Genomic DNA, 10,797 nt, shown 5'->3' with positions numbered 1-10,797 from the left:
GGGGGCGTCCCCCTCCCGACTCGCGCAGCGAGTCGAGAGAGGGGGAAGGCGCGAAGCGACTCAGGGGGTGCTTCATATCAACTGGCTTTCACTATCGCGCGCATGATCTTTTCCTGGCTTGCGTCAGAAGTGGGCATCTCGGCGACGAAGCGCCCTTCGTTCATCACGTAGATGCGGTCCGTGATGCCCAGCAGTTCGGGCATCTCCGACGAGATCACGATCACGCACTTGCCCTCGGCCGCCATCTGGGCGATCAGGGTGTAGATCTCGTACTTGGCGCCCACGTCGATGCCGCGCGTGGGCTCGTCGAGGATGAGCACCTCGGGGTTGGTGAACAGCCACTTGCCCAGCACCACCTTCTGCTGGTTGCCGCCCGAGAGGTTCACGGTCTTCTGGTCCACGCCCGAGCAGCGGATGCGCAGCCGGCGCCGGTAGTCCTGCGCCACCTGGTGCTCGCGCCCTGGGTCCATCACCGTGGCGGTGGAGATGCCGGAGAGGTTGGCCAGCGAGACGTTGAACTGGATGTCTTCACTGAGCACCAGGCCGTTGCCCTTGCGGTCCTCGGTCACATAGGCCAGGCCGTGGCGCACGGCCTTCTCCACCGTGCCCACGTCGATTTCCTGGCCGTTCAGCAGCACCTGGCCGCTGATGCGCTGGCCCCAGGATTTGCCGAAGATGCTCATCGCCAGCTCGGTGCGGCCCGCGCCCATGAGGCCGGCGATGCCCACGATCTCGCCGCGCCGAACATGCAGGTCGACACCCTTGATGACCTCGCGCTCGGCATGCTGCGGGTGGTGGGCACGCCAGTTGCGCACCTCGAACACGGTGGCGCCGATGTCGGGCTGGCGCGGCGGGTAGCGGTCGGCCATCTCGCGGCCCACCATGGCCTTGATCACGCGGTCTTCGCTGACCAGGCCGGTGCGGCAGTCGAGCGACTCGACCGTGCTGCCGTCGCGCAGTACGGTGATGGCATCGGCCACGCGCGAAATTTCGTTGAGCTTGTGCGAGATCAGGATGCAGGTGATGCCCTGCTTCTTGAGCTCCAGCAGCAGGTCCAGCAGGGCCTGGCTGTCGTTCTCGTTGAGGCTGGCCGTGGGTTCGTCCAGGATCAGGAGGCGCACCTGGCGCGACAGCGCCTTGGCAATCTCCACCAGCTGCTGCTTGCCCACGCCCAGGTGGGTGACCAGGGTCTCGGGCGATTCCTTGAGGCCCACCTTTTTCAGCAGGGCCTGGGCCTTGCTGTGGGCCGCCATCCAGTCGATCACCCCGTGGCGCGCCGTCTCGTTGCCCAGGAAGATGTTCTCGGCGATGGAGAGCAGGGGCACCAGGGCCAGTTCCTGGTGGATGATGATCACGCCCAGGTGCTCGCTGTCGCGGATGCCGTCGAAGCGGCGCTCCTGGCCCTCGAAGACGATCTCGCCGCTGTAGCTGCCATGGGGGTAGACGCCCGAGAGCACCTTCATCAGCGTGGACTTGCCCGCGCCGTTCTCGCCGACGATGGCGTGGATCTCGCCGGCACGCACGTTCAGGTTCACCTGGTTGAGTGCGACCACGCCGGGGAAGGTTTTGCGGATGTTCCGCATTTCAAGAATCATGGACTGGGTTCGTGCAGGAGGCGGGGGGTCACGGCCTCTGTTGTCTCACGGTGATCTGGCGCCGGGGGCGATGCGCTGCCGCCCTCGGGGTGCCAGGCCTGGCTTATTTCACCTGCGATTCCTTGTAGTAGCCGCTGCCCACCAGCACCGCATTCCAGTTGGCGGCATCGACCGACACCGGCTTGAGCAGGTAGGAGGGCACGACCTTCTCGCCGTTGTTGTAGGTCTTGGTGTCGTTGATCTCGGGCTGCTTGCCCGAGAGTGTGGCGTCCACCATGTTGGCGGCGACCTTGGCCAGTTCGCGCGTGTCCTTGAACACGGTGGAGAACTGCTCGCCCTTGAGGATGGACTTGACCGAGGGGATCTCGGCGTCCTGGCCGCTCACCACCGGGCAGGGCTGCTGGGCCGTGCAGTAGCCCACGCCCTTGAGCGAGGACAGGATGCCGATGGACAGGCCGTCGTAGGGCGAGAGCACGGCATGCACCTTGTCCTTGCCGTAGTAGGCCGAGAGCAGGTTGTCCATGCGCGCCTGCGCCACCGAGCCGTCCCAGCGCAGCGTGCCCACCTTGTTCATGCCCATCTGCTTGCTGCGCACCACCAGCTTGCCGCTGTCGATGTAGGGCTTGAGCACGCTCATGGCGCCGTCGTAGAAGAAGAAGGCGTTGTTGTCGTCGGGCGAGCCGCCGAAGAGCTCGATGTTGAACGGGCCCTTGCCCTGCTTCAGGCCCAGCTTGTCGACGATGGAAGTGGCCTGCAGCACGCCGACCTGGAAGTTGTCGAAGGTGGCGTAGTAGTCCACGTTCTTCGAGCCCTTGATCAGGCGGTCGTAGGCGATGACCTTGACGCCCTTGTCGGCCGCGTTCTGCAGCACGCGCGAGAGGGTGGTGCCGTCGATGGAGGCGATCACCAGCACCTTGGCGCCCTTGGTGATCATGTTCTCGATCTGCGCGAGCTGGTTGGGGATGTCATCGTCCGCGTACTGCAGATCGGTCTTGTAGCCGCGCTCCTTGAGCACCTTGACCATGTTGTCGCCATCGGCGATCCAGCGCGACGAGGACTTGGTGGGCATGGAGATGCCGATGCTGCCCTTGTCCTGGGCCAGCGCCAGCGGCGCGGTGCCCATGGCGGCAAGTGCCACGGTGGCCAGTGCGGCCTTGAAGATGGTGCGTTTCATGGATTTGTCTCCTGGTTTTATGGTTTTGTTCCCGGCCCCAGCAAAGCCTGCGATGGCCCGGGCCGGCCTCCCGCCATGCTGCCGGCTTGGCGCCGGCAGCAGCGGCATCATCAGTACTTGCGTTTCGGGAACTCGGCGGCAGCCACTTCCATCGGGAAGATGCCTTCCTCGGTCACGATGCGCTTTTGCACCGCCTTGCCGGCCTTGATGTCCTTCACGGCGGTCATCAGCTGCGGGCCCAGCAGGGGGCTGCATTCCACACTCACGTTCAGCTTGCCGGCGATCATGGCCTCGAAGGCGCCCTTGACCGCGTCGATGGAGATGATGGTGATGTCCTTGGCGGGCTTGAGGCCGGCCTCCTCGATGGCCTGGATCGCGCCGATGGCCATGTCGTCGTTGTGCGCGTAGAGCACGTTGATCTTCTTGCCCTCGGCCTTGAGGAAGGCTTCCATCACCTCCTTGCCCTTGGCGCGGGTGAAGTCACCGGTCTGCGAGCGCAGGATCTTGAACTTGGGGTCGGCCTTGACAATTTCCTCGAAGCCCTTCTTGCGGTCGATGGCCGGGGCCGAGCCCACGGTGCCCTGCAGCTCGACGATGTTGACGTCGCCCTTCTGGTCCTTCATCTTGTCGACCAGCCAGCGGCCGGCCTTGCGGCCTTCTTCCACGAAGTCCGAGCCCATGAAGGTCACGTACAGCGACTGGTCCTTGACGTTGACCGAGCGGTCGGTCAGCACCACGGGGATCTTGGCGGCCTTGGCTTCGCGCAGCACGTTCTCCCAGCCCGACTCGACCACGGGCGAGAAGGCGATCACGTCCACCTTCTGCGCGATGAAAGAGCGGATGGCCTTGATCTGGTTCTCCTGCTTTTGCTGGGCGTCGGAGAACTTGAGCTCGATCCCCGCCTCCTTGGCGGCGGACTTGATCGACTCGGTGTTGGCGGTGCGCCACTCGCTTTCGGCACCCACCTGGCTGAAGCCCAGCACGATGGGTTTCTGGGCCCAGGCGGCGCCCGGGAGCAGCCCGGCCACGGGGGCGCAGGCAAGGGCGGATACGAGGGTCCGGCGGTTCAGTTTCATCATTTGTCTCCTGTCTGTCTGTTGTTGACGCTGTTGTGGAAGAAAGAAATGCACTGCGGGGAAAGGGAAGCGGGCGTTTCAGGCCAGCATGTAGCCGGTCTTGACCGTGGTGTAGAACTCGGCGGCGTAGCGGCCCTGCTCGCGCGGGCCGTGGCTCGAATCCTTGCGCCCGCCGAAGGGCACATGGAAGTCCACCCCCGCCGTGGGCAGGTTGACCATGGTCATGCCGACCACGGCATTGCGCTTGAAATGCATGGCGTGCTTGAGCGAGGTGGTGCAGATGCCCGCGCACAGGCCATAGGGCGTGTCGTTGGCCAGGGCCAGCGCATGCTCGTAGTCGTCGGCGCGCAGCACGCAGGCCACGGGGCCGAAGATCTCCTCGCGGGCAATACGGTGCTCGGGCCGGGCCAGGAACAGGGCGGGGGCCATGTAGTGGCCGGGCGTGGCGCGTTCCAGGCGCTCGCCGCCCCAGACATGCTGGGCACCCTCGCTCCGGGCGATCTCCAAATAAGACAGGTTTTGTTCCAGCTGGCCGGCATCGGCCACCGGGCCCATCTCGGTGCCGCGCTCGAGCGCATGGCCCACCTTCAGGGCCACGAGCCGCTGGCGCAGCCGGTCCACGAAAGCGTCGTGCACGCCCGATTCCACGATCAACCGGCTCGAAGCCGTGCAGCGCTGGCCGGTGGAGAAGTACGAGCCCTGCAGCGCGCAGTCGATGGCCTGGTCCATGTCGGCGTCGGCCAGCACCACCAGCGGGTTCTTGCCGCCCATCTCCAGCTGCACCTTGGCGCGGCGCGCGGTGGCCGACTTGAGGATGCGCTCTCCGGTATCGACCGATCCCGTAAAGCTGATCGCATTCACCAGCGGGTGGTCCACCAGGGTCTGCCCGACCTCGCGGCCACTGCCCATGAGCAGGTTGAACACGCCGGCCGGCAGGCCGCAGCGGCTGATGATCTCGGCCAGGGCCCAGCCGCAGGCGGCCACCAGCTCGGCCGGCTTGAACACCACCGTGTTGCCGTAGGCCAGGGCGGGGGCGATCTTCCAGGCCGGGATCGCGAACGGGAAGTTCCAAGGGGCGACGATGCCGACCACGCCCACGGGCTCGCGGGTCACGTCCACCTGCACGCCCTGGCGCACCGAGGCCATGAGCTCGCCCGGGATGCGCAGCGCCTCGCCGGCAAAGAACTTGAAGATCTGGCCGGCACGGGCCACCTCGGCCACGGCCTCGGGCAGGGTCTTGCCTTCCTCGCGGGCCAGCAGGGTGCCCAGGGCATCCTTGCGCGCCAGCAGTTCGCTGCCGATCAGGTCGAGCACGTCGGCGCGGCGCTGAGGGCTGCTCTGGCTCCAGTGGGGCAGGGCGTCGGCGGCGGCGCGGATGGCGCGCTCGGTCTGGTTGCGGTCGGCCCGGGCGTACTCGGCCACCACTTCACGGGTGTCGGAGGGATTGGTGCTCACGCCGGTGGTGGTGCCGATCTCCCAGCGCCCATTGATGAGGTGCCGGGGGGTGAGCTGCTGTGTGTCGCCGAGTTTCATGGAGACCTTGGAAAGAACCTTGGTGCAGATGTGCGGCAAAGTCTAAGATCGATTTAGATATCAATCTAATAGTTTTTTTGACAAAATACATATACGTCCACGCATTCTGGAAAACCCCATGAGCACCTACAACCACTGGTTCATCCGCGCACGCCTGAAGACGCGCCAGCTGCTGCTGCTGGTGGCCCTGGCCGAGGAGGGCAACATCCACCGTGCGGCCCAGGTGCTCAGCATGACGCAGCCGGCGGCGTCCAAGCTGCTCAAGGACCTGGAGGACGTGCTGGAGGTTTCGCTGTTCGAGCGCCTGCCGCGCGGCATGCGCCCCACCTGGTACGGCGAGACCATGATCCGCCACGCGCGCATGGCGCTGGCCAGCCTGAACCAGGCACATGTGGAGCTGGCGGCCCTCAAGACCGGGCATTTCGGCCAGGTGGGCATCGGCGCCATCACCTCGCCGGGCCTGAGCCTGCTGCCGGCCGCCGTGGCCCTGGTCAAGCAGGAGCACCCGAGCCTGCGCATCTCGCTCGATATCGAGACCAGCCCGGTGCTGATGGACCGGCTTGAGCAGGGCAAGCTCGACATCCTGGTGGGCCGGCTGTTCGAGGAGCACGACAAGGCCAACCTGCGCTACGAGCCGCTGAGCGAGGAGCTGGTCTGCGCGGTGACCCGACCGGGCCACCCGCTGTCGGGCATGGCGGGCCTGGCCCTGCGCGATGTGCTGGCTGCCGGCTGGATCGTGCCGCCCGCGGGCAGCGTGCTGCGGCACCGCTTCGACCTGATGTTCCAGCAGGAGGGCCTGGCGCCGCCGGTCAACGTGGTGGAGACCGCGGCCCTGCTGTTCATGACGCGCATGCTGCAGCAGAGCGACATGATCGCCGTGGTCGGCGCCGATGTGGCGCACTACTACGCATCGCACGGCATGGTGTCGGTGCTGCCGCTGGCCATGCCCTGCCACATGGACGCCTTCGGCATCATCACCCGCACCGACCGCCTGCTCTCGCCCGCCGCCAAGGTGATGATGAAGGCCCTCAAGCAGACCAGCCTGGTGCAGTACGGGCGCCGGCTGGAAGCCGGGGATTGATCAAACCCAGCCGGCGTCGACCTTGAATTCCTGCGCGGTGCACATGGCGGCATCGTCCGACGCCAGGAACAGCACCATGCGCGCGATGTCGTGCGGGCGCAGCTTGTCGGGCAGGCACTGGTTGCGCGCCAGCTCCTTCTCGCCTTCGGCGTCGAGCCAGAGCTTGATCTGGCGCTCGGTCATCACCCAGCCGGGCGACACGGTGTTGATGCGGATGCGGTCCTGGCCCAGGGTGCGCGCCAGGCCCCGCGTGAGCCCGTTCACCGACGACTTGGCAATGGCATAGCAGGGGTAGCCTGCGCCCTTGCCCTGCCAGCCCGTGGAGCCCAGGTTGACCACCGAGCCCGCGCCCAGGCGGCGCATGCCGGGCACCACGGCCTGGATGGCGAAGAAGGCCGGGCGCTCGTTGATGGCCATGCGCTCGTCGTAGTAGTCGGGCGTCACGGATTCCAGCGTATGGCGGTCGTCGCTGGCCACGTTGTTCACCAGTACCGAGAAATCGCCCAACGCTGCCGCTGCACGGGCAATGGAGTCCTGCAGCGCAGCGATGTCGCGCACGTCGCACACCTGCCACCAGGGGCGCGCGTGGCCTGCGTCGGTGATCTGTTGCGCCAGGGCTTCGCTGGCTTCGCGCGCCACGTCCACGAAGGCCACGCGTGCACCCTGTTCGGCGAACGCCGCGACGATGGCCGCGCCGATGCCGCTGCCCCCGCCCGTGACGAAGACCGATCGGCCTTGCAGGCTGGGAAATTGGGCGAGCGTGGCGGGCTGGGAGGGGGTATGGATATCAGTTGTCATTGCAATTTGTATATCGAAAAATTCCAAAAATAATCATTCCATGCATCAATTGACGTTGATAAGATGCCCGGCGTCAAGTGGCAGGCAGCTAAACAACAATCAGGAGACAAGCTTTGAGCAACCAGAGTCCCATGGCAGCGTCCGCTGCGTCGCGATTTCCCGTCCCCAGCCCCACGGGGCCCCTGCGCTGCGTGGTCGAAGCCGATGCGCAGCTGGGGGAGGGGCTTGTATGGTCCGTGCGTGAGCAGGTGGTGTATTGGCTGGACATCCTGGGCTGCCGCCTGTACCGGCTGGACCCGGCCACGGGCGTGCAGACGCAGTGGAGCTTCGACGAAGAGATCTCGGCCCTGGCCGAGCGCCGGGACGCGCCCGGCCTGATCATCACCCTGCGGCGCGGCTTCGCGCTGTTCGACCCCGCCACCGACAACGCCCCGCGCTACCTGCACCAGCCCGTGGCCGAGTTGCCGGGCAACCGCTTCAACGATGGCAAGTGCGATGCCGAGGGCCGCTTCTGGGGCGGCAGCATGGACTTCGACTGCCAGCTGCCCACCGGCGCGCTCTACCGCTACGACCCCGATGGCCGCTGCACGCGCCACGACGAGGGCTTCGTGGTGACCAACGGGCCCACCTGGGCCCTGGCGGAGGGCCGCCAGTGCCTGTACTTCAACGATACGCTCAGTTCCATCATCTGGCGCTACGACTTCGATGCGGCCGCAGGCACCGTTTCCCACAAGCAGGTGTGGAAACGCTTCAGTGCCGAGGACGGCCTGCCCGACGGGATGACCACGGATGCCCTGGGCCGCCTCTGGATCGCCCACTGGGGCGGCCACTGCGTGACCTGCCACGACCCCGAGACGGCCGAGGAACTGGGCCGTGTGGTGCTGCCCGCAAGCCAGGTCACCACCTGCGCCTTTGGCGGCGCGGACCTGCGCACGCTGTTCATCACCACCGCGCGGATCGGCCTCACGCCCGAGCAGCTCGCTGCACAGCCGCTGGCCGGCAGCGTGTTTGCCATCGAGATCGACAGCCCCGGCGTGCCGGCCCATCTGTTCGGTGGCTGACCTCCTTCACGAAAGCATGCGCATGAGCGATTCCACCACCCACCCCATCACCTGGTTGAGCCATGCGGGCCAGCACCTGGGGCTGGTCCCCTCCCTGGGCGGCAGCGTGGCTGCCTGGCAGATCGACGCCCCCGGGCAGCCTGGCGGCCGGATCGACCTCTGGCGCCCCTGGGACGGGGCCACGCCCGACCTGTACCAGCTTGCGTCGTTTGCCATGGTGCCCTGGTCCAACCGCATCAGCGGCGGGGGCTTCACCCACGCCGGAAAGTTCCATCCCATGCAGCCCAACCGGGCAGGGGAGCCCTATCCCATCCACGGTGATGGCTGGCTGCAGCCCTGGACCCTGTCGCAGCCCGCGCCGGACACGCTGCAGATGCACCTGCGCTCCGAATGCTTCCAGGGCAACCCCTACGACTACGAATCGGTGCAGACCTTTCGCCTGGTGGAGGGCGGGCTGGACCAGCATGTGCTGGTGCGCCACCGCGGCGCCGAGCCGCTGCCCTATGGCATCGGCGTGCACCCCTGGTTTCCGCGCACGCCGGGCACGCGCATCAGCGCGCCGGTGCAGGCCGTGTGGCTGTGCGGCGATGACCCGTTGCCCACGCAGCACTCCCCGCAGTTTCCCGAAGGCTGGAACCTGAATGCCGGCATCTCCGCGCAGGGCGACCTGATCGACAACGGCTACACCGGCTGGGGCGGCGCGGCACGCATCGACTGGCCCGAGCGCGGCCTCCGGCTGACCGCCCACATGCCGGACTTTGCGCAGGACGGCGGCGTCACGCAGCACTTCTGCCTGGTCTACCGCCCCCCGCAGGGCCCGGCCTTCTGCTTCGAGCCCATCACCCAGCCCATCGATGCCTTCCACCTGCCGGGGCAGCCGGGCCTGCGCGTGCTGGAGCAGGGGGAGTCCTTTGCGCTGAACGTGCAATGGCGCCATGGCGCGCTGCCTGCCAGCGGCACGCCCTGAGAGGAGAGGCCTGGCCGTTCAGGCCTTGCTGGCGGGCTCTGCAGCGGCGGATTGCTGCTGCTGTGCCGCCAATTCGGCGTCGAGTGCCTGGGCACGCTGGACCGCCTCGCGCGCCTGGAACCTTGCCAGGTAGGCGGACAGCGCAGGCGTGATCGGAAACAGCTTGAACGACGATATCCAGCCCAGCGCGCTGCCCCACAGCACATCGGCCGCCGTGAACCGGTCCCCGAGCCACCAGGGGTTGGCCTGCTCGATCTGCGCATTGAGCGTGCGCAGCACGCTCTCGTAGTCGCCATAGGGCGAGGTGGACTGCGAGCCGCTGTCGCGCTGCATGGCCTTGTCCACCACGGCAGGCTCGAAGCACGAGCCGTAGAACACCATCCAGCGCAGGTAGGCGCCGCGCAGCGGATCGCCCACGGCGGGGGAGAGGCCGCGCTCGGGATACAGCTCGGCCAGGTACATGTAGACCGCCGCCTGCTCGGTGACCAGCGTCTCGCCATGGAGCAGGGCCGGTACCTTGCCCATGGGGTTGATGGCCAGGTAGTCGGCCTCGCGCTGCTGCTTGGCCTTGAGGTTGAGCACGTGCATCTCGTGCTCGGCCCCCAGTTCCTCGATGAGGATGCGGGCCCCGACGGAGCGGCTTTGCGGGGCGTGGAAGAAGGTCAGGTGGCGGTTGGAAGGCATCATGGGCTGGTCTCCTGTGCGCGTGCAATGCGCAGCCGCCTTTATAGGCCCATTTCGTGGCAGCCCTGCACGCGCCGACAGGTCGGCGCAGGCTTTCGGCTGGCCGGTCAGTCCGCCTCTGCCGGGCGGCCCAGCAGCCGGTCCACCGCAGAGCGCAGGGCCAGCAAGGAGGTGGTGTTGAGCACGAACACCACGAAGCCCTCGATCTGGCTGCTGAGCAGTTCGAAGCGGATGTGCAGGAACACCACCAGGTGGTTCTGGATGCGCGTGCCCAGGATGGTGCGGCTGTCGCCCACATCGACGCGGGGCGGGCTCAGCTCGAACTCGTTGCCCAGCAGGTCGGCCAGCGTGGCCAGGCAGGCGCTGAGCATCACATTGCCCAGCTCTGTCATCGCGTCCTGCTCGATGCTGCTCAAGTCCTCGCCGCTCAGGCTCTGGCCGGCGACGATGCGCACGATGTCGAGGCTCTTGTCACCCGGGAAGATCAGCAGCGCATCGCCGTTGAACACCCCCCTGAAAGGCTGGCGCACGCCGTACATGGGGCTGCCGGCCGCGCCCAGTTGCTGGGCCGCCTCGCTCACCGTGAAGATGCTCACGTGCGGCACCGACAGCAGCACCTCGTCGCGCATGAGCTGGCCCATGGCCGCCGCGGCCTTGCCGACGCCAATGTTGAAGATCTCACTGAGCGCATCGATTTGCTCCGCATCAAGCTTGGCAGTCATATCAGTTCTCCGCAGCGCTGCGCGTCACCTGCGACGCATGAAACTGGCGCGCCCAAGGCCAGTGCCCCCGCGCAAGGGCCGCCCCGCCGCGCTGGGGGCGTCCCCC

Annotated in this window: 10 protein-coding genes; 3 read left to right on the top strand and 7 right to left on the bottom strand. The window is 66.9% G+C overall.

Annotation, left to right across the window (positions count from 1 at the left end; translation table 11 throughout):
- Window positions 1–77: 77 nt before the first annotated feature.
- From mmsA to PMI14_RS23745, 4 genes are all read right to left on the bottom strand, one after another.
- Window positions 78–1,595: a multiple monosaccharide ABC transporter ATP-binding protein gene (gene mmsA / locus PMI14_RS23760; protein WP_007858100.1), complete on the bottom strand. Its 1,518-nt coding sequence runs from the start codon at window positions 1,593–1,595 to the stop codon at window positions 78–80.
- Window positions 1,596–1,698: 103 nt separating this feature from the next.
- The gene (gene chvE, locus PMI14_RS23755; RefSeq protein ID WP_007858097.1) at window positions 1,699–2,769 is read right to left on the bottom strand and encodes a multiple monosaccharide ABC transporter substrate-binding protein; all 1,071 of its coding nucleotides are present in this window, start codon (window positions 2,767–2,769) and stop codon (window positions 1,699–1,701) included.
- Window positions 2,770–2,879: 110 nt separating this feature from the next.
- On the bottom strand, window positions 2,880–3,845 hold the full coding sequence (locus PMI14_RS23750) for an ABC transporter substrate-binding protein (protein ID WP_007858094.1): 966 nt from the start codon (window positions 3,843–3,845) through the stop codon (window positions 2,880–2,882).
- 78 nt (window positions 3,846–3,923) lie between these two features.
- Window positions 3,924–5,378 carry an aldehyde dehydrogenase family protein gene (locus PMI14_RS23745; RefSeq protein WP_007858092.1) on the bottom strand — a complete coding sequence of 485 codons (1,455 nt, stop codon included), beginning with the start codon at window positions 5,376–5,378 and terminating at the stop codon, window positions 3,924–3,926.
- A gap of 118 nt (window positions 5,379–5,496) precedes the next feature.
- On the opposite strand from PMI14_RS23745, the gene PMI14_RS23740 reads away from it, so the two are divergent.
- Window positions 5,497–6,459, top strand: coding sequence for a LysR family transcriptional regulator (locus PMI14_RS23740; protein WP_007858090.1), 963 nt, complete (start codon window positions 5,497–5,499; stop codon window positions 6,457–6,459).
- Here PMI14_RS23740 and PMI14_RS23735 read toward each other — a convergent pair whose 3' ends face one another.
- Window positions 6,460–7,257, bottom strand: coding sequence for an SDR family NAD(P)-dependent oxidoreductase (locus tag PMI14_RS23735; protein ID WP_007858089.1), 798 nt, complete (start codon window positions 7,255–7,257; stop codon window positions 6,460–6,462).
- Window positions 7,258–7,388: 131 nt separating this feature from the next.
- Between PMI14_RS23735 and PMI14_RS23730 the strand changes: the two genes are divergently transcribed.
- Window positions 7,389–8,318 (top strand): SMP-30/gluconolactonase/LRE family protein, encoded by a 930-nt coding sequence (locus PMI14_RS23730; protein ID WP_035205430.1) that lies wholly within the window; start codon window positions 7,389–7,391, stop codon window positions 8,316–8,318.
- A gap of 22 nt (window positions 8,319–8,340) precedes the next feature.
- The gene (locus PMI14_RS23725) at window positions 8,341–9,285 is read left to right on the top strand and encodes an aldose 1-epimerase (protein WP_035205436.1); all 945 of its coding nucleotides are present in this window, start codon (window positions 8,341–8,343) and stop codon (window positions 9,283–9,285) included.
- Window positions 9,286–9,303: 18 nt separating this feature from the next.
- Here PMI14_RS23725 and PMI14_RS23720 read toward each other — a convergent pair whose 3' ends face one another.
- Together PMI14_RS23720 and PMI14_RS23715 are read right to left on the bottom strand one after the other, a co-directional pair.
- The gene (locus tag PMI14_RS23720) at window positions 9,304–9,969 is read right to left on the bottom strand and encodes a glutathione S-transferase family protein (RefSeq protein WP_035205433.1); all 666 of its coding nucleotides are present in this window, start codon (window positions 9,967–9,969) and stop codon (window positions 9,304–9,306) included.
- Window positions 9,970–10,076: 107 nt separating this feature from the next.
- Complete coding sequence (locus PMI14_RS23715) at window positions 10,077–10,691, bottom strand: hypothetical protein (RefSeq protein WP_007858083.1); 615 nt, start codon at window positions 10,689–10,691, stop codon at window positions 10,077–10,079.
- Window positions 10,692–10,797 lie beyond the last annotated feature (106 nt).

Origin of the sequence: Acidovorax sp. CF316, from assembly GCF_000276605.1 — a bacterium.
Lineage (GTDB): Bacteria > Pseudomonadota > Gammaproteobacteria > Burkholderiales > Burkholderiaceae_C > Acidovorax.
Note: the sequence above shows the minus strand (reverse complement) of the source record. Positions and strands in the feature narration are given on the sequence as shown.

Excerpts from the sequence above, each read along its gene's own strand:
- PMI14_RS23725 (WP_035205436.1), top strand. The coding sequence starts at position 8,341 with ATGAGCGATTCCACCACCCACCCCATCACCTGGTTGAGCCATGCGGGC.
- PMI14_RS23720 (WP_035205433.1), bottom strand. The coding sequence starts at position 9,969 with ATGCCTTCCAACCGCCACCTGACCTTCTTCCACGCCCCGCAAAGCCGC.
- PMI14_RS23735 (WP_007858089.1), bottom strand. The coding sequence starts at position 7,257 with ATGACAACTGATATCCATACCCCCTCCCAGCCCGCCACGCTCGCCCAA.
- PMI14_RS23745 (WP_007858092.1), bottom strand. The coding sequence starts at position 5,378 with ATGAAACTCGGCGACACACAGCAGCTCACCCCCCGGCACCTCATCAAT.
- PMI14_RS23740 (WP_007858090.1), top strand. The coding sequence starts at position 5,497 with ATGAGCACCTACAACCACTGGTTCATCCGCGCACGCCTGAAGACGCGC.
- mmsA (WP_007858100.1), bottom strand. The coding sequence starts at position 1,595 with ATGATTCTTGAAATGCGGAACATCCGCAAAACCTTCCCCGGCGTGGTC.
- chvE (WP_007858097.1), bottom strand. The coding sequence starts at position 2,769 with ATGAAACGCACCATCTTCAAGGCCGCACTGGCCACCGTGGCACTTGCC.
- PMI14_RS23730 (WP_035205430.1), top strand. The coding sequence starts at position 7,389 with ATGGCAGCGTCCGCTGCGTCGCGATTTCCCGTCCCCAGCCCCACGGGG.
- PMI14_RS23750 (WP_007858094.1), bottom strand. The coding sequence starts at position 3,845 with ATGAAACTGAACCGCCGGACCCTCGTATCCGCCCTTGCCTGCGCCCCC.
- PMI14_RS23715 (WP_007858083.1), bottom strand. The coding sequence starts at position 10,691 with ATGACTGCCAAGCTTGATGCGGAGCAAATCGATGCGCTCAGTGAGATC.